Source organism: Thalassotalea sp. Y01 (assembly GCF_012932945.1).
Lineage (GTDB): Bacteria > Pseudomonadota > Gammaproteobacteria > Enterobacterales > Alteromonadaceae > Thalassotalea_A.
On sequence record NZ_JABBXG010000002.1, the window covers coordinates 278,252 to 303,090 of the forward strand.

General features: G+C 43.1%; 15 protein-coding genes. 8 read left to right on the plus strand and 7 right to left on the minus strand.

Features of this window, described 5'->3' with window-relative positions:
* The first annotated feature begins 14 nt into the window (after positions 1-14).
* The 3 genes from HII16_RS17110 to HII16_RS04135 are packed head-to-tail and all read left to right on the plus strand — an operon-like array spanning position 15 to position 4,694.
* Positions 15-1,805, plus strand: coding sequence for an FAD-dependent oxidoreductase (locus HII16_RS17110; protein WP_169127726.1), 1,791 nt, complete (start codon positions 15-17; stop codon positions 1,803-1,805).
* A gap of 13 nt (positions 1,806-1,818) precedes the next feature.
* A complete protein-coding gene (locus HII16_RS04130; protein WP_169127728.1) occupies positions 1,819-3,642 on the plus strand; it encodes a 2-oxoacid:acceptor oxidoreductase subunit alpha in 1,824 nt (607 codons plus the stop codon).
* Positions 3,642-4,694 carry a 2-oxoacid:ferredoxin oxidoreductase subunit beta gene (locus HII16_RS04135; RefSeq protein ID WP_169127730.1) on the plus strand — a complete coding sequence of 351 codons (1,053 nt, stop codon included), beginning with the start codon at positions 3,642-3,644 and terminating at the stop codon, positions 4,692-4,694. Before HII16_RS04130 ends, HII16_RS04135 begins: the two co-directional genes overlap by 1 nt.
* 116 nt (positions 4,695-4,810) lie before the next feature.
* On the opposite strand, the gene ihfA is transcribed toward HII16_RS04135, so the two are convergent.
* The 5 genes from ihfA to HII16_RS04160 form a co-directional block, all read right to left on the minus strand.
* Entirely contained in the window at positions 4,811-5,104 is a 294-nt protein-coding gene (ihfA, locus tag HII16_RS04140) for an integration host factor subunit alpha (RefSeq protein ID WP_135440114.1), read from the minus strand.
* A gap of 4 nt (positions 5,105-5,108) precedes the next feature.
* The gene (gene pheT / locus HII16_RS04145; RefSeq protein WP_169127732.1) at positions 5,109-7,493 is read right to left on the minus strand and encodes a phenylalanine--tRNA ligase subunit beta; all 2,385 of its coding nucleotides are present in this window, start codon (positions 7,491-7,493) and stop codon (positions 5,109-5,111) included.
* 13 nt (positions 7,494-7,506) lie between these two features.
* Positions 7,507-8,487, minus strand: coding sequence for a phenylalanine--tRNA ligase subunit alpha (gene pheS, locus HII16_RS04150; protein WP_169127734.1), 981 nt, complete (start codon positions 8,485-8,487; stop codon positions 7,507-7,509).
* A 213-nt stretch (positions 8,488-8,700) separates the two neighbouring features.
* Positions 8,701-9,903, minus strand: a complete 1,203-nt coding sequence (locus tag HII16_RS04155; protein WP_169127737.1) for an ABC transporter permease — start codon at positions 9,901-9,903, stop codon at positions 8,701-8,703.
* Positions 9,903-10,682, minus strand: a complete 780-nt coding sequence (locus HII16_RS04160; protein WP_169127739.1) for an ATP-binding cassette domain-containing protein — start codon at positions 10,680-10,682, stop codon at positions 9,903-9,905. Before HII16_RS04160 ends, HII16_RS04155 begins: the two co-directional genes overlap by 1 nt.
* Positions 10,683-10,860: 178 nt before the next feature.
* On the opposite strand from HII16_RS04160, the gene HII16_RS04165 reads away from it, so the two are divergent.
* The 5 genes from HII16_RS04165 to HII16_RS04185 all read left to right on the plus strand — a co-directional run bounded on the left by HII16_RS04165 (position 10,861) and on the right by HII16_RS04185 (position 18,374).
* A complete protein-coding gene (locus HII16_RS04165) occupies positions 10,861-12,507 on the plus strand; it encodes a M28 family metallopeptidase (RefSeq protein ID WP_169127741.1) in 1,647 nt (548 codons plus the stop codon).
* A 265-nt stretch (positions 12,508-12,772) separates the two neighbouring features.
* Positions 12,773-14,437: an asparagine synthase B gene (gene asnB / locus HII16_RS04170; protein WP_169127743.1), complete on the plus strand. Its 1,665-nt coding sequence runs from the start codon at positions 12,773-12,775 to the stop codon at positions 14,435-14,437.
* Between the two features lie 105 nt (positions 14,438-14,542).
* Positions 14,543-15,520 (plus strand): helix-turn-helix transcriptional regulator, encoded by a 978-nt coding sequence (locus HII16_RS04175; RefSeq protein ID WP_169127745.1) that lies wholly within the window; start codon positions 14,543-14,545, stop codon positions 15,518-15,520.
* 219 nt (positions 15,521-15,739) lie between these two features.
* Entirely contained in the window at positions 15,740-16,564 is an 825-nt protein-coding gene (locus HII16_RS04180; RefSeq protein WP_169127747.1) for a hypothetical protein, read from the plus strand.
* Between the two features lie 121 nt (positions 16,565-16,685).
* Positions 16,686-18,374 (plus strand): RluA family pseudouridine synthase, encoded by a 1,689-nt coding sequence (locus HII16_RS04185; protein ID WP_169127750.1) that lies wholly within the window; start codon positions 16,686-16,688, stop codon positions 18,372-18,374.
* 151 nt (positions 18,375-18,525) lie between these two features.
* Here HII16_RS04185 and pyrD read toward each other — a convergent pair whose 3' ends face one another.
* Complete coding sequence (gene pyrD, locus HII16_RS04190) at positions 18,526-19,536, minus strand: quinone-dependent dihydroorotate dehydrogenase (RefSeq protein WP_135440104.1); 1,011 nt, start codon at positions 19,534-19,536, stop codon at positions 18,526-18,528.
* Between the two features lie 125 nt (positions 19,537-19,661).
* A complete protein-coding gene (locus tag HII16_RS04195) occupies positions 19,662-24,509 on the minus strand; it encodes an NAD-glutamate dehydrogenase (RefSeq protein WP_169127752.1) in 4,848 nt (1,615 codons plus the stop codon).
* Positions 24,510-24,839 lie beyond the last annotated feature (330 nt).

The following is a 24,839-nucleotide window of genomic DNA, read 5'->3' on the forward strand; positions in this document are numbered from 1 at the left end:
ATTGTGGTGGCGCTGTGAAAAAAACTGATGTAACTCAATATCAACACTTCCTAAAAGTTGTCGACTGTCAGCAAGCGTGTCCAGCACATACGCCTGTCCCCGAATACATACGTCTTATCGCTGATAAACGCTATAGCGATGCCTATATGCTTAATTGGCAATCAAATGTCTTTCCCGGCATTCTCGGTCGCGTCTGTGATAGGCCGTGTGAACCTGCATGTCGTCGCGGACGAGTTGAAGAAGAGCCTGTGGCAATTTGTCGACTCAAACGTGTTACCGCCGATTATAAAGACGATATCCGTGACCGATTACCAAAAGCGCCAGCTCAAAGTAACGGCAAAAAGGTGGCACTGATAGGTGCAGGCCCGGCGTCACTTACAGTCGCACGTGATCTTGTGCCACTAGGTTATGAAATCACCATGTTTGACCGCGACATCAAAGGTGGCGGCATGATGCGCAGTCAGATACCTGCGTTCAGATTACCCGAGTCCGTACTCGATGAAGAAGTTGACTACATTATTGATATGGGCGTAAAAGCTCACTTTGGCACGCCAATAACCAGTCTTGAAAAGCTTGTAAAGGATGATTATGACGCCATCTTTGTCGGTACAGGTGCGCCCAAAGGTCGGGCATTAAATATTGAAGGCGTAGAGGAAGCCAATTCGCACATCGCCATTGGTATTGATTGGTTATCCAGCGTCAGTTTTGGTCATCTAGATAACGCGCCGAAAAGAGTTGTTGTATTAGGTGGTGGTAATACCGCCATGGATTGCTGTCGTACCGCGAAACGACTTGGCGCCACTGATGTCAAAGTCGTGGTTCGCTCAACCTATGAAGCTATGAAAGCTTCGCCATGGGAAAAAGAAGATGCCATGGCTGAGAATATCGACATCACTTGTAATCATACGCCTAGCAAATTCATCATTGAAGACGGTGAGTTTAAAGGTGTGTTATTTAACGAAGTTGAATCGATTTACGATAAGAATGGCAAACGCGTATTAAGAAATTCCGGCAAAACCTTATTAGCTGAATGTGATTTGGTGTTGGTCGCCATCGGACAAGATACCTCTTTCCCCTGGATTGAACGAGACATTGGTCTTGAATTCAATGAGTGGGATCAACCAGCGTTAAATCAATCGAGCTTACAATCGAGCATTGCCAAGGTGTTTTTTGGTGGTGACGCCGCTTACGGCCCTGAGAATATTATCACCGCAGTGGCCCATGGTCACAAAGCCGCTATTTCAATCGATTTATTTTGCCAAGGCAAAGATCCAGGTCAAAGGCCAGACAGTGATTTTAATCTTGTCAGTCAAAAGATGGGCATGCACGAATGGAGCTACACCAATATTGTCGACCATGAAGACAGACACCTTGTGCCACATATTGATTGGCAAAAAGCCGCTACCGAGTTGGCCACTGAAGTTGAATTAGGTTTCGATGAACAACTTGCCTTTAATGAAGCACAGCGCTGTCTAAATTGCGATATCCATACCATCTTTAGTGAACCGGCTTGTATTGAATGCTCGGCTTGTGAAGATATCTGCCCTACCGACTGCATTAACTTTATTGCCGATATTAAAGACGACAACACCGCGCCAGAACAATTACTCAAGGGTAAATTGCGAGTCGACAAAATGCATAGCGATCAGGATTACCTGATTTCTGACAACCTCAAAACCGGCAACATCATGGTTAAAGACGAAGATATGTGTCTACATTGTGGTTTATGTGCTGAGCGATGCCCAACTGGCGCTTGGGACATGCAAAAGCTGGTATTGGATAATATTGAGGCGACAATCAAGTAAGTGAGAAGCAGTTATGAGTGAAATTAAAATAAACGATCTTGTTGTCAAATTTGCGAACACCAATGGTACTGGCTCTGCCAGCGCCAACAATATGTTTGCCAAAGCCATAATGCGCATGGGCATCCCAGTGAGCGCTAAAAATATATTCCCATCGAATATTCAAGGTGCACCAACTTGGTATGACGTACGCATCAATGAACATAATTTTCTTGGTCGTCGTGCAGGAAAATCCGATATTGTCGTAGCAATGAACGCACAAAGCTTTGTCGCTGATATCAATAATGTATGTGATGGCGGTTACCTAATATACGATAACTCCAAACAGCTTCCGGAAACCTTGTTGCGAGACAATATCCACTTTTTAGGGATCCCAATATCGTCAATTTGTCTGAAAGAGTTTCAAAACCCGAGACAGCGACAACTATTTAAAAACGTCATTTATGTTGGTGCGTTAGCGGCGTTGCTCAATATTGAGTTTGACGTACTTAAAACTTTGGTTCGTGACCAATTTAAAGGCAAAGAAAAATTAATAGCACCGAATATCTTTGCGCTTGAACTTGGTCATCAATACGCCATTAATCATTTTGATTGTCCGATTAACTATCGTATCGAACGTCGCGACTTAATTGGCAGTCGTATTATGGTTGATGGCAACACCGGATGTGCGTTGGGCGCCCTTTATGGCGGTGCAACTGTGGTTGGTTGGTACCCTATTACACCGTCAACCTCAGTGATTGAAAAGTTTGCCAGTTATTGCCAACGTTTGCGAATTGATCCCGCCAGCGGGAAAAAGAATTACGCCATCGTCCAAGCTGAAGACGAATTAGCCGCAATTGGTATGGCTATTGGTGGTGGCTTTAATGGCGCTCGTTCGTTTACCGCAACCAGTGGCCCTGGTGTTTCATTAATGGCTGAATTTTTAGGTCTAGCCTATTTTGCTGAAATCCCAGTGGTGTTGATGAACATTCAACGTGCCGGCCCGTCAACGGGAATGCCAACTCGAACCCAGCAATCTGATATTACCGCCTGTGCGTATGCGTCACACGGTGACACCAAACAAGTCTTGTTATTTCCAGACTCTCCCGCGGAATGCTTTGAATTATCGGCCATGGCGTTTGATTTAGCCGATAGGCTACAAACGCCTATTATCATCATGAGTGATCTCGACTTAGGAATGAACGATCACCTGTCACCTCCCTTTCAGTGGACTGACAAACAGAAATACGATTTGGGTAAGGTATTAAGCATTCGTGAACTCGATAACATGAAGCAATACGGTCGTTATCGCGACGTCGACGGAGACGGTATCTGCTATCGAACAATTGCCGGTACTCATCCTAATAAAGGCGCGTTTTTTACCCGCGGAACGTCACGTAACCAAGACGCCGTATATTCTGAAAAATCTGCGGATTATGTTGAAAACATGGAGCGCCTGACGCGAAAATTTGAAACCGCCAAGCACTACTTACCAAAAGCGGAAATATCTAAAGGCTTACAAAACACAAAAGTTGGTTTGGTGTACTACGGTACGACGTCGCAAGCGATTAACGAGGCACGTTTTATGCTGCAACAACAAGGCATTCCCGTTGATTTAATGCGTATATTGGCCTTCCCTTTTGGTGATGAAATAAAAGACTTCGTCGATCATCACGAACAGGTATTTGTTATTGAGCAAAATCGCGATGGGCAAATGCGCAGTTTGCTCATCAATGAACTAGAAATTAACCCAAGTAATCTCGATAGCATTTTAAATTTTGATGGCTTAGCGGTAACAGCAGATGCCATCGTTGACGGTGTTCAAGCACAAATGGACCAACAACAGCAGGAGGTGATCTAATGAGTTTTGCCAAGTCGAAATTTCACCATAAAGCGTTACCTATAAACGAATTGGGGTTAACTTACCGCGATTACGAAGGCGCTATTTCAACACTGTGCGCTGGTTGTGGTCATGACTCAATTTCGTCCGCCATTGTTCATGCCTGTCATGAATTATCTATAGAACCGCATCATATTGTCAAAATGTCGGGCATTGGCTGTTCTTCAAAAGCGCCAAATTACTTTTTGAATAACTCCCATGGATTCAATACCGTACACGGTCGTATGCCGTCGGTAACTACTGGCGCCAACATGGCCAATAAAAATCTCAAATACTTGGCTATGTCTGGCGATGGCGATAGCGCCTCCATTGGCCTTGGACAATTTGCCCATGTAGTGCGTCGGCAATTAGACATGGTCTATATGGTCGCAAACAATGGAGTTTATGGCTTAACCAAAGGGCAATTAGCGGCCACCTCAGACAAAGGGGTTAAAAATAAAGCCGGTGAATTAAGCCTATTTAATGACATTGATTTATGTACCATGGCATTGCAACTCGGTGCATCATTTGTAGCACGTTGTTTTTCTGGTGATAAAGCCCAGTTGGTGCCAATCATAAAAGCCGCGATGTCGCACAAAGGGTTTGCGTTTATCGATATTATTTCGCCCTGTGTGACCTTTAATAACCACCCCGACTCAACCCGCTCATATGATTATGTACAGGATCATATCACCACCGGTGCGATTACCGATTATGTGCCTATTAAGGAAGAAATAACCAAGGAGATCCCTGCGGGTCGCTTTGAAGATATTTGTTTGCATGATGGGTCGATTATGCGCATCAATAAACTTGATGCCGATTATGACACATCCAATCGAATGAAAGCGATCATCGATGTCGAAGAACATAAACAACGCGGTGAAATATTAACGGGTCTGTTGTATGTCGATCCAACAAGCCGTTCATTTCACGAATTAAATGAAACGACCGAAACCTCGTTAAATCAAGTAAAGCAAGATATTCTCTGCCCTGGGCAACGGGTTCTGGCGAATATTAACGACAGTTTCCGTTAATATTTCAAGGGGTCAGAACAGTTGAAATTTCAACTGTTCTGACCCCTTGAAATAAAGGATAATAAAAAAGGCTGCAACTGCAGCCTCTTTTTAATGGTTATCATGCTAATTCAAGCTTAATCGTTGTTTGCCTGCTCAACACGGGACTTAAGTTTTTGTCCAGGTCTGAAGGTAACAACTTTACGAGCGGAAATTGGAATATCTTCACCAGTTTTAGGATTACGACCCGGACGCTCATTTTTGACACGCAAATCAAAATTGCCAAAACCCGACAATTTTACCTGTTCGCCAGTCTCAAGACTTGCTCGAATCTCCTCAAAAAAATCTTCAACCAGTTGCTTTGCATCACGCTTGCTTAGGCCAATTTCTTCATATAGATGTTCTGCGACTTCTGCTTTCGTTAGCGCCATATTGTTAGTCTCTCAATGTTGCGTTAAATTCGCTCTTAAGGGCATCAACAACCTTGGTTACGACATCTGAAATGTCTTTTTCTTCAAGAGTGCGACTACTATCTTGTAGTGTTAAGGCGATTGCTAAGCTCTTGAAACCTGGGTCGATACCTTTCCCTTGGTATACATCAAATAATTCTAGGCTAACTAAATGATTTGTGCCAACCTTTTCAATAAGTTGTAGCACATTTTTCGCATTAACTTGTTCTTCAACAATTACGGCAATATCACGACGGTTTGCTGGGAACTTGGAAATTTCACCGGCTTCTGAGATTTTTTGCGTCAATATTTCGTTCTGCAATAACTCAAATACCAATGTTCTGCCGTTAAGTCCTAGCTTGCGTTCTAGCTCTGGATGAACAGCACCAACATAACCAACTAACGTATCATTACGATAGATAGCTGCTGTCTGACCCGGATGCAAAGCAGCAATATCTGCTGGCGCAAACTGGTAGTCATTAGCAAAACCCGTCAATGCAAGTAAGGCTTCAACATCACCTTTGGCATCAAAGAAATCAACATTGGTTTTATCTAGGTTCCAGTGTTCACCGTATTTTAGGCCGCTGATAACACCAGCTAGCATAGGTTCTTGACGCACACCATTTTCAGCGGTGGCATCTGGAACGAATCGCAAACCGGCTTCAAACAAACGAACACGAGATTGCTGACGGTTTTGGTTATAAACCACCGACTGCAACAAGCCTGTCCACAAGCTCAAACGCATTACCGACATCTCTGAAGAAATAGGATGTGGTAAGGTCATCACCTCTTCACCTGGGTGTAACTGTTCTTGCACCTTAGGATCAACAAATGAATAGGTTATCGCTTCTTGATAACCACGATTTACCAGCGCATTGCGGAATTTAGCAACGCTAAGTTTCGCTTCTTTATGGTTACGCATCTGCAAACTTGCCGTCGGAGACACATTTGGAATGTTGTTGTAACCAAATACACGAGCGACTTCTTCGGTTAAGTCTTCTTCGATAGAAATATCAAAACGATAAGCTGGTACCTGTGTGGTCCAAAGTTCATCGGCAAAACTTACCGTCATACCTAAGCGCTCAAGGATTTCAGTAACCGTGTCGGTATCAATGTGAATACCAATACGAGAATCAAGCTTATTGCGACGTAAGGTGACTGTGCGTGGCGCAGGAATATGTTGTTCGCTAACAGCTTCAACGATAGGACCGGCGTTACCACCGACGATATCAAGCAATAACGTTGTCGCACGTTCCATTGCTTGGCGTTGTAATTGTGGATCAACACCACGCTCGTAACGGTGAGAGGCATCAGTATGCAAACCGTATTGACGTGCTTTACCTAAAATAGCCAACGGCGCAAAGAACGCACTTTCTAATAGGATGTCTTTACTCTCGGCAGTAACACCAGATTTCAAGCCACCAAATATACCCGCCATAGCAACGGCTTTTTGATGATCAGCGATTACCAACGTTTGTTCTGACAAGGTGACTTCATTGCCGTCAAGCAAGGTTAGTTTTTCATCTTTATTGGCAAAGCGAACTTTAATACCGCCGTCTAATGCCGCCAAGTCAAAGGCGTGCATAGGATGGCCAAGCTCTAATAAAACGTAGTTCGTCACATCGACCACAGGATCGATTGAACGAACGCCACAGCGGCGTAATTTCTCAACCATCCAAAGTGGTGTTGCTGCGTTTACATTAACGTTTTTAATGACTCGAGCAAGATAACGAGGGCACGCTTCACCGGCTTCAATATCAACCGGTAAACTGTCATCAATACTTGGTACGTTGTCGCTTATTTCAACTTCGTTAACCGCTAAGCTATTTAGAACGCCGACTTCACGAGCCAAGCCTTTAATGCCTAAACAATCACCGCGGTTAGCGGTAAGATCCACATCGATGGTCACATCATTTAGATCAAGGTATTCGCGAACACAGGTGCCAATCGGCGCATCTTGCGGTAGTTCAATAATACCGTCAGCGCTGTCAGCTAAACCTAACTCAGACTCACTACACAACATGCCGTGCGACGGTACACCACGTAGTTTGGCTTTTTTAATCTTAAAATTACCTGGTAATACTGCGCCAACTTTGGCAACAGCTACCTTTAAACCAAGACGACAATTTTTTGCACCACAGACAATATCAACGACTTCATCGCCAACATTGACTTTGGTAACTTGCAATTTATCAGCATCGGGATGCTGGCCACATTCAACAACTTCACCAACAACGACATTGGTAAACTCGCCAGCAACAGGATCAACACCGTCTACTTCCAAACCTGCCATGGTGATTTGATGTGCTAATTCTTCCGAAGAGATCTCAGGGTTAACCCACTCTCGTAACCAAGATTCACTAAATTTCATGTTATGGGCCTTCCTACTTGAACTGTTTTAAGAAACGAAGATCGTTTTCAAAGAATGAACGTAAATCGGTTACGCCGTAACGTAACATGCTCAATCGTTCAACACCCATACCAAAGGCAAAGCCAGTGTATTCTTCAGGATCGATACCAACACTGCGTAATACATTTGGATGCACCATGCCGCAACCTAATACTTCTAACCATTTACCGTTTTTACCTTTGACATCAACTTCCGCTGAAGGCTCAGTGAATGGGAAGTAAGACGGACGGAAGCGAATTTCTAAATCTTCTTCGAAAAAGTTATGCAAAAAGTCGTGCAATATACCTTTTAGATGAGTGAAGCTAACATTTTTATCAACCATCAAACCTTCCACTTGGTGGAACATTGGCGTATGCGTTTGATCGTAATCGTTACGATAAACACGGCCTGGAGAGATGATTCTCAATGGCGGCTTTTCATTTTCCATGGTGCGAATTTGTACGCCAGATGTTTGTGTACGCAACACCAATTTAGGATTGAAATAAAAGGTATCATGATCAGCACGTGCAGGATGATGCGCAGGAATATTTAATGCATCAAAGTTATGAAAATCATCTTCAATTTCCGGACCCGTGGCAACGGCAAAACCAAGCTCACCAAAAAACGTTTGAATACGTTCAATCGTTTTCGTGACCGGATGCAAGCCACCCTCTTCCATGGTATTACCTGGAAGAGTTACATCAATGGCTTCACTGGCAAGTTTCGCTCTGATTTGCTCTTCTCTTAGCAATTCGCCACGAGCAAATATCAGCTTTTGTACTTGCTGCTTGGCAACGTTAATAGCTTGGCCAGCTTTAGGGCGCTCTTCAGCGCTTAGTTTACCTAGGCCTTTTAATTGCTCAGTTAGCAGACCTTTTTTGCCAAGGAATTCTACCCTGACCTGATCCAACGCAGCCGGATCGCTAGCAGCTTGAACTGCTTGCTCGGCTTGCAAGATGATATCGTCTAAATTCATATTCCCCTCGGGCGACGTCAATCGCGAGTATGTGGCCTCAGCTCAACAGCGAAATGCGGAAGATTTTTGGGCCAAAAGACTAAAATAGAAAAGCGACAATTCTACGCAAAAAATTGTCGCTTATATAGGGGCTTGTCGCATATTTTTTCGATTTATCGAAGTTTTTTTATAAAAAGCCGTTATTTAATTACATAACAATACAAAATCAGCTGTTTAGCGAAATAATACCGACTCTTTATTAAACCAATAAACACAAAAAGCGAGGGAGACAAAGGCGAAAATACCAGTCGAGGCAAAGATGGGCACCATATAGGCAAAATCCATCGTACCTTTGAGCAGTTCTTTAATTGCTAAGGCGACATTAGAAATCGGCACTAATGCCCACACACCATCAAGATTGATACCGGGGGTCATCCCAACGATGACCGGAAAAATTACTAAAACGGTCAGTGGTCCCATGTAATTTTGTGCTTCTTTATAGCTGCTCGCATAAATGGATATGGCCAATAGCAACGCGGCAAATATTGAACAGACAGGGATCAGCAATAAAATCACCATGACAAATTCAAAAAAGCCAACCGCAGCAAGTACCTGTGCGACTTCATCAACACTAAACACGCGGCCAACCAAAAATGTCCAAAACACCATGGATAATATGGTTATCACAGCAGTCATAATGGCGGTGGTTAAAATACAAAGAAATTTGCCAAACACTAAAGAAAAACGCGATACCGGTGTTAACAATAGTGTTTCAATGGTGCCCCGCTCTTTCTCACCGGCACCAACATCAATAGCTGGATACATTGCCCCTGTTAAGCATAACGGGATCAACAAGTAGGGAATAAAACCACCAAGCTGTTCACCAAAGCTTTCTCGTTCGTCAGCGGTGTCAATCTCTTCTAAAACAATTGGTTGCTTGAATACGTCAAATTGTTCGCGGCTTAAGCCTAATTGGCTGAACATTTTTTGTTGCAAATCTTCAGCATAACGATCCATCGCGTCTTCAAGCTTAATGCGACTGCCGCCAATGACTTTCGAGCCATTAAAGAATATTTTCCAAGTCGATTTTTCTGAGGCGTTTTGATGTTTATTAAATTCGGGATCGAGAACAACCACCAAATCAACTTGCTCATCTTTGATCGCTTTTATGTACGATGCTTCATCGCTAACCTCGACATCAACCTTTTTAAAATCATTGTGGTAAAACAATACGTTGGCAAAATCCGGTGCCGCCTCTTCATTAACGATGACGTATTTGACGATTTTTTCACTTTGCGTAAGCGCGGCTTTGGCGCCTAAAAATCCCATTAAGGCAAAAATAACCGGAAAGATGACCAAAGGTAACGCAATGATAAAAAACAAGGTTTTCTTATCTCGCAGCAGCTCAATAAGCTCTTTTATAAAGACTTGCCACATTAGCTTGCCTCCCTTAATACATTCATAAATGCTTTACGTAAATCGAGATCATCAGCATGCTGTTGAAAATCCTCAACGGTTCCGTCGAAACATGAATTGCCCTGAAAAATAACCGAGACTCGGTCAGCCAATAGAGCGATTTCATCTAGGTGATGGGTCGAAAAGATAACCGCGGTGCCCTGACTGCGAATATATTGTACAAATTCCATAATCGTTTCTGTGGCCATAATATCTAAGCCAGTCGTCGGCTCATCCAAGACGACCACCTCTGGCTCATGGATCACCGCGCGAGCTATCGATACTTTCTGTTGCATGCCCGTCGACAGGTGTTCAACTCGGCGATCCAAATAGGCGGTAATCGCTAAGTTTTCGTAGATGCGTTCTGCGTCGTTTTTTAAAAAATCATCATTGACGCCATGTAAACGTGCAAAAAACTCTATGTTTTCACGCGCCGTAAGGCGCCCATACAAACCGGTTTTACCCGATAAAAAGCCAATTTTTTCTTTCGCTAGTAAGGGTTTGGTTAACACGTCGACGTCATTGACGATAACTTGACCGGAATCGGGTTTTAATGCGGTGGACAAAATTCTCAGCGCTGTTGTTTTGCCAGCACCATTAGGCCCCAGCAAGCCAAGCACTTCACCTTTTCCACAGTGAAAACTAACGTCTTTTAAGGCGTAAAACAGGTTACCGTGGTCTCTTGGGTCGACCTTATTCGAATCCAGCGCTTTCTTTGCTTTTGTGACAAAGCATTTGCTCAGATTTTCTACTGAAATCATGAAGTTCCTTTTACCATAGGGGCAGGATTTTTTGTTGTCTTGTTAATTAATTGTAAACGTGTTTTAACACATGGCAATCAATAACGACATATTCAGGTAATTATTTGTAACCAATACTTTATTTCAGTGGCATGACACGTTACATTTAGTCACACTTTTTGCAATCTTCAGGAATGCTATGAAACTAAATAAAATAATGATGATGGCGGTTGGTGTTGGTATTTTGGCTAGCTCTGCTGCTAACGCTAAGTCATTCGAACGCGCTTACAACGATATTTCCGAAAAATCCCTACACCAACATATAAAAACCATTTCATCTGATGAATTTGAAGGTCGCTTACCGACTTCAAAAGGAGAGAAACTGGTACTGGACTACTTAACCAAACAATTTAAAAAAGCCGGTTGGCAGCCAGGTAACAACGGCAGCTTTCTACAACCTGTAGAATTGTCTGAAATCACCGCTTCGCCAGAGATGAGCTTAAGCGTTGCTGGTAATGGTCAAGCCGCTGAGTTTAAATACGAACGTGATATGGTGCTTGGTACCTCTCGAGTCAGTGAGTTTGAACAAATCAAAGACAGCGAAATTGTCTTTGTTGGCTATGGTATTAATGCGCCAGAGTACAAATGGAACGACTATGAAGGCCTAGACGTTAAAGGCAAAACCGTGGTGATGTTGGTAAACGATCCAGGTTATGCTTCACAAATTCCGAGTCTGTTTACCGGCAGTGCGATGACCTACTATGGTCGTTGGACATATAAATATGAAGAAGCCAGTCGCCAAGGCGCAGCTGCGGCTATTATTGTGCACGAAACCGCACCAGCATCGTACCCTTGGTCGGTAGTGACTAATGGCTGGACTGGCCCACAATACGTATTATTCGACAAAGATGGCAACAAAGATCGCGTGCAAATTGAAGGTTGGTTAACACTGGATGCCACCCGTGACTTGTTTAAACAAGCGGGACTTGATTTTACCACCTACAAGAATAAGGCAATGCAAGGGCCAATTAATAAACCCCTTGGTTTAACCGCGTCTGCGACGGTAAAAAGCAGCATCAAGAATTCGACATCGCATAACTTTGTCGCCACGTTACCCGGTTCTAAACGCCCTACCGAGCAAATACTGCTTACCGGTCACTGGGATCATATTGGCACAAGTGAAGAAACCGAAGGCGACACCATCTATAACGGTGCACACGATAACGCCACCGGTATCAGTGGCATCATCGAAATTGCCAAAGCGTTAGCATCACTAGATCAGCGCCCAGAGCGTTCAATTACCGTTGTTGCGACCACCGCTGAAGAGCAAGGTTTACTGGGTTCAAAATACTATGCGGAAAACCCAATCTATGCCCTAGCAGATACCGTTGGCGTATTGAACATTGACAGCATGAACATTTTAGGTCCAGTAAAAGACTTGGAAGTTCGTGGTTTAGGTAAGTCTGAACTTGAAAAATACCTAAAAACGGCGGCATTAAAGCAAAAGCGTAACTTAGTTAAAGAATCGAACCCTGCAGCAGGCAGCTATTACCGCTCTGATCACTTTAACTTTGCTAAAGTTGGTGTACCTGCATTGTACGCTGGTGGTGGCAGCGAACCACTTAATAGTGACGTTGCAGCATACCGTAAGAAGATTTTACCTAAGATGCGCGCTTGTTATCACCAAACCTGTGATGAATATAACCCAGAGTGGGATCTAAACGGTGCGGTGGATGATGCCAAGGTACACTTTGATATTATTTATCAATTGGCTAACTCACAAGATTGGCCACAATGGTCAGCAACAAGTGAATTCCAGCGTCAACAACCGGTAAACAAACAGTAATGCGTATGCATTAAACTGTTTAATTTGTTATAAATTGGAATAAATATTCTAATTTATAGCGAATGGCTATTGATTTTTAAATGTAAATAGCACAATTTAAAAGCATGAGGAGTTTGTTCTCATGCTTTTTTTTATGGGTGTTAGGAAAGAACATAGCCATTAAGGCGGTTTCCTTAGACATTTGTATAAAGGTGTATCACTGTTAAATCAGCGTTATTAATTTCGATTTTGGTTAACCGGGGCTGCCCCCAAAGGAAACAACATTATGTGTTCAATATTTTGTATTTTGGACATTCAATCCGATGCGACCAGTTTGCGTTCGCAAGCGATTGAACTGTCAAGACTTCTTCGTCACCGTGGACCTGATTGGTCCGGTGTTTATGCAAACGACAATGCGGTTTTGGTGCACGAGCGCCTGGCCATTGTAGATACCGAAAATGGCGCACAGCCTTTATACAACCAAAATCGAAATCACGTGCTAGCCGTTAATGGTGAAATCTACAACCATAAGAACCTTGAACATGCCCTTACCGTCGACTATCAATTTCAAACGAAATCCGATTGCGAGGTGATTTTGCCGTTATATCAAGAGTTTGGTGCTAGCTTCATCGACCAACTTGAAGGCATGTTTGCCTTTTGTCTTTATAATGAGGATGACAACAGTTACCTTATCGCACGAGATCATATCGGCATAATCCCGTTGTATACCGGTCATGATGAACACGGTAACTTTTATGTTGCATCGGAAATGAAAGCCTTAACACCTGTGTGTAAATCGGTAAGCGAATTTCCACCAGGTCACTACCTATGCAGCAAAGAAGGCGAAATCAAGCCATATTATCAACGTGATTGGCAGGAGTTCTCTGCCATTGAAAACAACAGTACCGACATTGATAAATTGCGCGAATCTTTAGAGTCTTCGGTAAAAAGTCACCTAATGACCGATGTACCTTATGGCGTATTATTATCTGGCGGTCTAGATTCGTCTTTGATTTCAGCCATCACGCAAAAGTTCGCCGCGCGACGTGTCGAAGAGAATGATTTATCAGAAGCTTGGTGGCCAAAACTGCATTCGTTTGCTTGTGGTCTTGAAGGCTCACCAGACTTGGTCGCTGCGCAAAAAGTTGCCGATGCAATTGGTACCATTCATCACAGTGTTACCTTTACCGTACAAGATGGCCTTGATGCCATCAAAGAGGTTATCTATCACCTCGAAACCTATGATGTCACCACGGTTCGTGCCTCGACACCAATGTATTTGATGGCGCGTAAAATAAAAGCCATGGGCATTAAAATGGTGCTTTCAGGTGAAGGTGCTGATGAAATTTTTGGTGGTTACTTATATTTCCACAAGGCGCCTAATGCCAAAGAGTTTCATGAAGAATTGGTGCGCAAATTAAACAAGTTGCATATGTTTGATTGCCTTCGAGCCAACAAAGCAATGTCCGCTTGGGGTATTGAAGCGCGTGTACCATTTCTAGATAAAAACTTTCTTGATACAGCGATGCGTATCGACCCAGAAGATAAAATGTGTAAGAACGGGCGCATTGAAAAGCATGTGTTGCGTAGCGCATTTGAAGGATACTTACCTGAAGAAATCCTGTGGCGTCAAAAAGAACAGTTTTCAGACGGCGTTGGCTACAATTGGATTGACAGTTTAAAAGAGTTAGTTGAACAAGAAGTGAGCGATCAACAACTGGCAAATGCGGCGTTTAAGTTTCCGCATAACCCCCCAGAGAGTAAAGAAGCCTACTTCTATCGTCGCATCTTTGAAGAGCACTTCCCATTAGCGTCAGCGGCAGAGTGTGTGCCGGGTGGTAAATCCGTCGCCTGTTCAACAGAAGCAGCCTTGGCTTGGGATGAAGCATTCCAAAACATGGCCGACCCATCAGGTCGCGCCGTCAGTAGTGTACATAACGAAGGCTACTAAGCTAGGCTACTAAACAAGGCTAATAAGCTAGGCTGTTTTACAACAAAGGTCGCGAAAGCGGCCTTTTTTATTTATGCTTTAGTTATTAGCAATAAGGGCATAAATTTGCGAAACATTTTCTTTCTGACATCTTGGGTATTGCAACCTCTTGGCGACATTTTAAAGCAACACAATATTGACATAGAGCAGGCTTGTAGCCAGTCACTGTTTCCTGCAAGTGCATTAAAACAAACGGACGTAGTGATCAGTTGGGCGTGTTTACGGCGCATGTTTCGCGTTATTGAAGAACAAGCCGGAGTACCAGATTTGGGCTTTGAATTGGTTAAAAAAATTAGAATCAGTCACCTCAAGCCATACCTTAATTACGCTGCTGATAACGCCACAACCATTGCACAAACCCTCGAACAGTTTATCCAGTTAAATAACCATCAAGCCAGTAATGCTGAATTATATACTGACGCCAACACGGATGGTCTCTGGTTATGTTTTGAACAACGACAATACGTCGATACACCACTGCATTCATTTGAACAGCTGATGGTAGCAACCTTTATAGAAGTGATTCGCTATTTAACAAAAAGCAATTGGCAACCAATGGTGGTTGGTATCACCAACAAGGTGCACAACTTAGGACAACATCAATACCTTAATAACGTTACAGTCGAGCAAAACCATAGCTCTAACCGAGTATTCGTTGAACAAAGCATATTACAACAGGCGCCGTACATTAGTGGTGAGAAGCGTTCAGATTATATTGCCAGCAAAGACGACATTGTTGCCGAGCTAACGTTGGTATTAACCCCTTATTTGCGCGAATATATTCCAAGCCTGCCACAAGCGGCGTTAATCACCGGCATAAGCGAACGCAGTATTCAACGTTACCTGCAGCAGCGCCAACTTAGCTATCGAAAGTTCATCGAAATGTTGCGTATTCGCAGCGCTAAACTGTACTTAAAGAATCGCGAGATGTCGGTGGCGGATGTTGCAGAAAAACTGCACTACACGCACTATAATAACTTTTCTCGAGCCTTCCAAAAATCGACCGGCCAGTCACCGAGCCAGTATAAAAAATTGCATTGTTAATATTATATTATCGACCTTGCATGCTGGGTATATAAACCCATGCTATTAATCCGCCAATATCTAAGCCTTAACATTTGCTCATATATTGCCCCAACCTTGTACACTTTTTCACCAACTTGTAATAAATTGTCTTGGCGTAAAATGATATAGTGATTTATCCATCGAGTGTTTACTATGTCGCCACAGTTAACAAATATCGGTTCACGAACAAGGTGACGTATGAAATACTCGAAATCAATAGTTGCAATCGCGGTGTTGCCTTTATTAGCCACAGCTCAGGTTAATGCCAAAGAAGTCAGCGCTGAAGATGCGGCAAAAGAATTGGCTAACCCCAATACCGCCTTTGCTAGCTTGACCTTTAAAAACCAATTTAAATCGATGGAAGATGGCCGTGAGATTTCACATACCCTATTCCAACCGACGTTACCTTTTATGCTTGATGGTGGTGACAAAGTGATTTTCCGCCCTGCTGTTCCGATTGTCTATGATAATGGCAATGGTGAATCCGGCATCGGTGATTTAGGCTTTGATTTGGTTTACGCACCAAAAGCAGAAGACCCGACCGACCTGTTCGCCTATGGTATGGTTGGCTCATTACCAATTGGTAACTCAGATATAGGTGGCGGTGAAGTCACCGCCGTCGGTCCTGCGTTGTTTGTCGGTAAATTTGTTGGCAAAGGTAAAACATTAGTTGGTGCCTACACCTCACACCTAGAAAGTGTCGACGAAGGTGATTTAGGTGAAGCCGGTGAAATGAGTATCACCTCATCACAATTAATGTACATCAATATTGGTGACGGTGGTTGGGCTTATGGCTCGGCACCTAAAATTGAATACAACCACAATGCAGAAGATGAAAAACTGACCCTACCGGTTAACTTTACGATTAGTAAAACCACCATCATTGCCGGCCGACCGTGGAAATTCGGTTTAGATCTTGATTACTACGTGCAAAAAGATGAAGACTTTGGCCCGGATTATATGGTGACATTCAGCATCACTCCTGTTGTCGAAAACATGTTCAATACCTGGTTACACCAGTAAACACATAAATTAGACATAATAGACAAGGCTCCTTCGGGAGTCTTGTTTATAAACCGTACCTCAACATTGTTTTAAATGATAAACTAAGGGTATACAGACAAAGCCTACTTTTCATTAAAAAATGCCTCAACAACCAAAGTGCTTTCATGCATTTCAACAAGACGTTAGCGCGATTAAATTACCGGCGCGCTTCACCTTTCCGTTTTATTATCAGCCACACCCATTAGCTGAGATAGCCGCTGAGCAATTGCAACAAACGTTATTAACAAACAATAATTGGCAGCATAATTTTGGTCTGAATGCTGATGATGATCAGGACAGCGCAGTCGGTAAAATGTTTGGTATTTTGGTTGTCCAAGATCAACAAGGCCAACTTGGCTATTTAAGCGCTTTTTCCGGTAAAGTAGCCGACACAAACGCCCTACCAGGCTTTGTGCCACCTGTGTTTGACATGTTATCTAAAGACAGTTTTTTTAAAGATGATTTGGCCATTATTACGAAAGTAAGTAATGAATATAAACAAGCACTGCAGCAACCTATATATAGCCAATTACAAAGCCAAGTCAGCGAGCAACACCAAGCCTTTGCTAAAGCGTTAGCGCAGTTTAAAGGTGACGCCAGTGAGCGAAAAGCTCAGCGTAAACAACAAAGAACACAAGCCAAACAAACATTTTCAGAGCAAGACTACCTAGCATTTGAACAACAGCTCAGCCAAGCCAGTGTCATCGACAAGCTTAAACTTCGAGATTTGAAGGTGTTATGGCAACAACGTATTCAAGCGACACAACAGAGCTTAGATAGCGTTGAGGCGGAGATTCAATCCTTGGCCAAGACTCGTCGCAAGCTTTCTAATAGATTGCAAAAACGCTTATTTTCACAATATCGATTTTTAAACAACCTTGGTGGGCGCAAAGATCTCAATGATATTTTTGCTGAAACACCGTTTAAAGTGCCGCCGGCAGGCGCTGGCGACTGTGCTGCGCCAAAACTGTTGCAATACGCCTTTGAACAAGCACTCGCGCCTATCTGTATGGCGGAATTTTGGTGGGGCCGCTCGCCAAAATCAGCAATAAGACGACACAAGCACTATTACCCATCATGTTATAGCAAGTGCCAACCAATACTTGGCCACATGCTCGAAGGCTTGGCCTTAGATGAAAACCCTTTGTTGATTAACCCAGGCAAAGATAAGCAACTGGTTATCGTTTACGAAGACAATGATATGGTTGTTGTCAATAAGCCATCAGGCCTGCTCAGTGTGCCGGGCAAAAACATTGATGACTCGGTCTATTCGCGAATTAAACGGCAATACCCACAAGCGACCGGTCCATTGATAGTTCATCGCTTAGATATGTCGACCTCAGGATTAATGGTATTGGCGTTAACCAGTCGTGCCAACAAAGCACTGCAACGCCAGTTTGTCGAACGCAGTGTTAATAAAAACTATATTGCCGAGGTCACTGGCTTAGTCGAGGCTGACGAAGGTGAAATAACCCTACCGTTGACATTAGACATTGATGATAGACCAAGACAAAAAGTGTGCTTTGATACTGGCAAGCCTGCCCACACCATTTACAAAGTGATGCAACGCACAGCAACGACAACACGCTTATCCATGTACCCTAAAACAGGACGCACCCATCAATTACGTGTGCACTGTGCCCATCCGCAAGGTTTAAATATGGCGATTGTAGGCGACGAGCACTATGGTACTAAAGCCGATAGACTGCGTTTACATGCCGAATATTTACAAATCAAACACCCTATTACTCAGAAGGTGTTAAGTTTCAAAGTGCCACCTGAGTTCTAGTTAGCTATTAATAGTTGATTACTGTTAGGTGATTTTAAGGTGTTCGATGCGTCCTTTGGTAAACACAAATTCAACAACAAAAAAGGAGCTTATTGAGCTCCTTTTTTGTTCTATTAAATCTATTCCCTTTAATCTAGGAATAAATGGGCCATTAAAGACTATCGACAATATCTTTAATCAAGCCAGGGCCTTCGTAAATAAAGCCCGTATAAATTTGCACTAGGCTGGCACCCGCTGCTAATTTTTCTTTCGCCGATGCCGCGCTGTTAATACCACCGACACCGATAATTGGCATCTTGCCGTCTAGGGCTTTGGCAAGCATACCAATAACTTCAGTACTTTTCTTTTGCACTGGCAGGCCGCTTAAGCCGCCCATTTCATCACCGTGTTCAAGGCCTTCAACACCTTCTCGGCTTAATGTCGTATTCGTGGCAATAACCGCATCGATATTGTTAGCCAATAAGCATTCGGCGATACCATTGATTTCTTCTTCAGTAGAATCAGGAGCAATTTTAACCGCAACAGGTACGTATTTGCCATGTTGTTCAGCCAAACTGGTTTGCTCTGCTTTTAACGCCGACAATAACGTATTTAGCGCGTCACCGTACTGTAGATCGCGAAGACCTGGCGTATTCGGTGAAGAGATATTTACAGTAATATACGTCGCATAAGCATACACCTTGCGCATACAGTGAATGTAATCGTCTTTAGCATTCTCTTCTGGGGTATCTTTATTTTTACCGATATTGATACCCAACACGCCTTTAAAATTGGCGCGTTTAACCTGTTCAACTAAATAATCAACACCATGATTATTGAAACCCATACGGTTAATAACAGCATCAGCTTGTGGTAATCGAAAGATGCGAGGTTTAGGGTTACCCGGTTGCGGGCGCGGGGTCACTGTACCCACTTCAACAAAACCAAAACCAAGCGCAGAAAAACCATTGATACACTCGCCGTTTTTATCCAAACCTGCGGCAAGGCCAACCGGATTAGGGAATTCGATTCCCATCACATTAACCGGTTTGTTTTTAACCTTGGCACCGTATAAGCCTTTCATGGCAAACGCTGCAGGCATTTTCATCATATTAATGGTGAAGTCATGAGCCTGTTCTGGACTCATTTTAAATAAAAGGTTACGTGCAAATGAATAAAGCATGATGTTCCGATTCTGTAGTAAAAAGCATTTAATGTTAGGGGATTAGATACAAAAACTCCCCGACGCGCGGGGAGTTTACCATTATTTGATGCTAAGCAAAACCAGCATTACATCAAGTTACTTGGTTAACTTACATTATGATCATTGTGATGTGACAACATCATCAATTCACGTAACGCGACTGAGAACTTAGCAAATTCATGCGTTTTGCTGGTTCTAAAATCAGCCAACACTTGACGCCAGCGCTCTAACGGTTGATCACAACTTTCGATCCAGTTATTGATCATCGCTTCAATGTCATTGCTGTCTGGGTTTTGACGCAAAATTGCCGTGGTTAATGCACGTTGTTGCCAATCAAGCTCTTCACGGAATGAGGCTCGGGCAAGTGCTTGCCAGTGATTATCGACAGGTTGCTTGGTAATTTGGTCTAGGAACCAATGCAAGTCCAGACGTACACCAATGTTGTAGTAAAGCTTGGCGACCAAATCAATATCGCGCTGGTCTTGACACGCTACTTGAGCAATATCCATGGTCGAGAACAAGGTCGACAACTGAGATATACGCTCGGCAATTCTCGCCGGTACTTTTTTCTGCTTCAAACTGTCTTTAAAGTCGTGCAAGCCTTTTGCTTCTTTGGGATCTTGGAACTTATCCAATTTCGTTGTTAGCACCTTAAAGGTCGGTGCAAAGAAGTCAATTGATTGCTCAATAGTAAGCGACTTATTGCGATGACGCAGTAACCAACGCGTTGCACGGCGGACGTTACGACGCAACTGAAACAACATCTCTGTTTGTACATTAGCATCAATCTTGTTATCAAGTTCGGTAATTTGTTGCCAAATATCTTGTAACTCAAAAATTTCGCTGGCGATGGTATAACACTTAGCAACTTCAGCCACAGGTGAACCGGTCTCTTCTTGCATACGAATAACAAAGTTAGAGCCCATGTAGTTACACAAGTCATTTGCCAATCGAGTGGCAATGATTTCGGCACGCAGCGGATGCGATTGCATCTCACTCTTGTACGCGTTTTGCAATTGCTTAGGGAATGCGGTGATTAACAGTTTACCTAAATATGGATCATTGGTGATTTCTTCAACCACCAACTCTTCTTTTAATACCATTTTACCGTAAGCAACTAATACCGAAAGTTCAGGTCGAGTTAAGCCGCGATTTCTCGCCATACGTTCAATGATCTCTTCATCGGTTGGAATAAATTCCAATGCGCGGTCAAGCTTACCTTGACGCTCTAGATGATGAATAAATCGTTGTTGTTCTTTCAGTTTGTTGGCACCACGGGATTGAGAAATCGAAATCGAGTGAGTTTGGTGATAACAATCTTCAAGAACAATCTCTTCGACTTCTTCGGTCATATCATAAAGCAACTTATTGCGTTGCTTGATGGTCAAATCACCGTTGGCGACAAGGGTATTAAGTAAAATTTTGATATTAACTTCATTATCCGAACAATCAACACCACCAACGTTATCAACAAAATCGGTATTCATACGTCCGCCATTGCGGGTATATTCCATACGACCTAGTTGAGTACAACCTAAGTTACCACCTTCACCAATGATTTTTGCTTGTACTTCTTTACCATCAACACGCAACACGTCATTGGCTCTATCACCAACCTCGGCATGGCTTTCGGTTGACGCTTTAATGTAGGTACCGATACCACCGTTCCAGATCAAGTCAACCTTCATCTTAAGAGCCATTTGAATCAGCTCATTTGGTGACATTGAGGCTTTTTTGGTGCCTAACATTTGCTTCATTTGCGCAGACAATTTAATCGACTTTTCAGCGCGAGAGAAAATACCACCGCCTTCAGAAATCAATTCACGGTTGTAATCATCCCAGCTTGAACCTGGCAGATCGAATAATCGTTGACGCTCAACATACGTTGATGCGGAATCTGGTGTTGGGTCGATGAATATGTGCATGTGGTTAAAGGCAACCTGCAAACATATGTGTTTTGATAACAGCATACCGTTACCAAACACATCGCCGCCCATATCGCCGACTGCTAATACCGTAAAGTCGGTGCTTTGACAATCTATGCCAATTTCACGGAAGTGACGTTTAACTGACTCCCAGGCGCCTTTAGCAGTAATACCCATCTTCTTGTGGTCGTAACCAACCGAGCCACCGGATGCAAATGCATCACCTAACCAAAAACCGTAATCGTCGGCAATGGCATTGGCGGTGTCAGAGAATGTCGCGGTACCCTTATCAGCGGCAACAACCAAGTAGGTGTCGTCTTCATCTAAACGTACCACAGATTCTGGATGAACCACTTCACCACCGACGATATTGTCTGTGATGTCTAATAACGCACGAATGAAGGTTTTATAACATTCACGACCTGCTTCAAAGATTTCTTGACGAGTTCCACCTACCGGTAACTGTTTACAATAGAAACCACCTTTCGCCCCCACAGGCACGATAACCGTATTCTTAACCTGTTGTGCTTTTACCAAGCCAAGTACTTCGGTACGGAAGTCTTCGCGTCGGTCTGACCAACGCAAACCACCACGAGCGACTTTGCCACCACGAAGGTGCACACCTTCGACTTGCGGTGAATAAACAAAAATTTCAAATTTCGGCAACGGCTTTGGCATCTCAGGGATCAATTCAGGCATGAGCTTAAATGATACGTATGACTTATCTTGGCCTTCAGCATTTGCCTGGAAGTAGTTGGTACGCATGGTCGCGTTGATGATTTCAACATAACGACGAATGATACGATCGTCATCTAAACTAGCCACCGAATCAAGCGATGCTTCAATGGTGTCCAACACCTTTTGAATGGCTTTGTCTGATGTTTTGGCTTTTGGATCAAACTTCATTTGGAACAAATTAACCAAAAGTTCGGCAAAGTTTGGGTAACGCGTAAACGTTGATTCAATGTACGTTTGCGAGAAGGTGCTGCCAATTTGCTGCTGATATTTCGCATAAGCACGTAAGATTGAAACCTGACGACCTGCAAGACCTGCGCCTAGGATCAACTTATTAAAGCCGTCATCTTCTAGTTCGCCATGCCACACTTTAGCAAAAGCGTTTTGGAACAAGGTTTGCACTTGCTCAAGATTGAATGCTTTATTGCCGGTCAGTAACATAGAGAAATCTAGGATCCAACACATCTCGCCGTCGTTACTGCGCACCATGTATGGGCTTTCACCAATAACACGCAAACCGAAGTTTTCTAGCATCGGCAACACATCGGACAAATGTAATGGCTCACCTTTGTGGAATAATTTCAGCTTAACAAAACGACTGTCCGCTTTTTCTTCCAACGGTTGATAAAACAACATCTCAAGTGGACTGTCATCGCTTACCGCTTCTAACTTGTCGATATCAACAATCGCCGTCCCCGGTAAGACTTCGTCTTTGTATGCCTGCGGGAAGCTGGCATATTTACGTGCCAACGCTTTACCCTGAACTTCACCCTTATTAGAATTTAGGGCATCGGCAAATTTGTCATCCCAACTACGGGCGGCTTCATTTAGGTTACGTTCGATTTCTTTCACGTTGATATCTGCTTTGGTTGAGTCCACACGGACTATGTAGTGAGTACGAGCCTGGACAGATTCAGAGAAGAATGTATTGAACTCAACTTCATGTTCACTACCAAAGGCATCTTGTAATACTTTTTGCGTATCAATTCTTAATTGGGTGTTATAACGTTCGCGCGGCACATAGACCATGCACGAGTAAAAACGGTCAAATACATCACGACGCACAAACAAACCCGTAACGTCGCGCTCTTGCATTTGCAACACGCCCTTAACGGTTTGCACCAACTCTTCTTCAGTTGATTGCAAAATCTCATCACGAGGATAGGTTTCAAGTATGTTGATTAATGTTTTGAATGCGTGCGAGCCAGGAGCAAAACCTGAGTCATCACACACACGTTGCACTTTATGACGGATAATCGGTAAATTAAGCGCACTGTCATTGTAAAACGCACTGCCAAACAAACCTAGGTAGCGCTCTTCGGCGACCACATTGCCTTTGTCGTCAAATCGTTTAATACCGATATAATCCATGTGCGCCGGACGATGCACGCGCGACTTGCTATTGGTTTTGGTTAATATCAATATGTTGTTGCCAAGCGCCATCTCTCTCGCTTTCTCAGGCAAACTATGCACCATGCGTACACCGTTGCTTTCATCGGCATCACGCATTAAGCCAAGGCTCGAATCATAGTCGGCTTGCAATGCAACGTCGCCCTGTACCTCTTGCACCGTGTAATGGCGGTAGCCCATAAAGGTAAAGTTGTTATTCAACAACCATTCTAAAAATTCTTTGCTTTCTTGGAAGTCGACGGCATCAACAAACTTTTTCGATTTGCTTAACCCTTTAATCGAATCTTTGAATTTCCCGGTCAATGCCTGCCAATCATGTACCGTTGATAACACATCTTTGTATACCGACGCTAATTCAGCGGTAAGGGTATCAATTTGCTCTTGTGCGGTAAGACGGTCAATTTCGATGAAAAAGACGGTTTCAGTAATGCTGTCTTTTAATGATTTAGAGGCATCGCCTAACGCCGATACCTGACCGTTGTAATCGCGTACGATATTGATCGGGCAATTGACAATCAAATGTGGCGATAAACCCAAACGGTTCAATGCAATTCGAGTCGAGTCGACTAGAAATGGCGTGTCTTTCAAAATGATTTCAACAACGGTATGGCTTGATTTCCAACCATTTTTTGACACTTCAGGATTAAGTACGCGAATAAACGCTTTATCGTCTTCACGAGAGTTTAAGGCTTTCCACAAACTCAGTGTTGCACCATACACGTCGCTTTCGTTTCGACCAGCTAAATCGTCAGCTGACAAATTTTTGTAAAATAACGACGTGAATTGATCAAGTAACGGGGCCGTATCGGCTGGTACTTTTTCATGAATCAACTTTTTAACGTTGGTAAAAAGCACGGATGAGTGATTATCTAATGACGCCATCAATATTACCCTCAAATAGGCGAAAGGTTTATTAACCTACACAAACGATAACCACTGTTATGGCATTTAAAATCGCTTATGTTGTAATTATTGTTCTAAACTTTCACAACAAAATACAAAACATTTCTTTGCATTAAGCCAAATTAATAATTTGTTAGTTATTAGGATAGACTACGGGGGCGAATTCTATTAAGAAAATTAAGGTTTTGCGAGAACTTTTTTAGAGTAAAAGTACCAATTATTAAGCGTTTGTTAATCAAGGTTAATTTAATATTCAGGTGCCATAAATAGAAAATGGCCTTTCGGCCATTTTCTTGATTATTTATGCAA

Excerpts from the sequence above, each read along its gene's own strand:
- pyrD (WP_135440104.1), bottom strand. The coding sequence starts at position 19,536 with ATGCTTTATTCATTTGCACGTAACCTTTTATTTAAAATGAGTCCAGAA.
- HII16_RS04160 (WP_169127739.1), bottom strand. The coding sequence starts at position 10,682 with ATGATTTCAGTAGAAAATCTGAGCAAATGCTTTGTCACAAAAGCAAAG.
- HII16_RS04165 (WP_169127741.1), top strand. The coding sequence starts at position 10,861 with ATGAAACTAAATAAAATAATGATGATGGCGGTTGGTGTTGGTATTTTG.
- HII16_RS04185 (WP_169127750.1), top strand. The coding sequence starts at position 16,686 with ATGCCTCAACAACCAAAGTGCTTTCATGCATTTCAACAAGACGTTAGC.
- asnB (WP_169127743.1), top strand. The coding sequence starts at position 12,773 with ATGTGTTCAATATTTTGTATTTTGGACATTCAATCCGATGCGACCAGT.
- HII16_RS04135 (WP_169127730.1), top strand. The coding sequence starts at position 3,642 with ATGAGTTTTGCCAAGTCGAAATTTCACCATAAAGCGTTACCTATAAAC.
- HII16_RS04130 (WP_169127728.1), top strand. The coding sequence starts at position 1,819 with ATGAGTGAAATTAAAATAAACGATCTTGTTGTCAAATTTGCGAACACC.
- pheT (WP_169127732.1), bottom strand. The coding sequence starts at position 7,493 with ATGAAATTTAGTGAATCTTGGTTACGAGAGTGGGTTAACCCTGAGATC.
- HII16_RS04155 (WP_169127737.1), bottom strand. The coding sequence starts at position 9,903 with ATGTGGCAAGTCTTTATAAAAGAGCTTATTGAGCTGCTGCGAGATAAG.
- ihfA (WP_135440114.1), bottom strand. The coding sequence starts at position 5,104 with ATGGCGCTAACGAAAGCAGAAGTCGCAGAACATCTATATGAAGAAATT.
- HII16_RS04195 (WP_169127752.1), bottom strand. The coding sequence starts at position 24,509 with ATGGCGTCATTAGATAATCACTCATCCGTGCTTTTTACCAACGTTAAA.
- pheS (WP_169127734.1), bottom strand. The coding sequence starts at position 8,487 with ATGAATTTAGACGATATCATCTTGCAAGCCGAGCAAGCAGTTCAAGCT.
- HII16_RS04180 (WP_169127747.1), top strand. The coding sequence starts at position 15,740 with ATGAAATACTCGAAATCAATAGTTGCAATCGCGGTGTTGCCTTTATTA.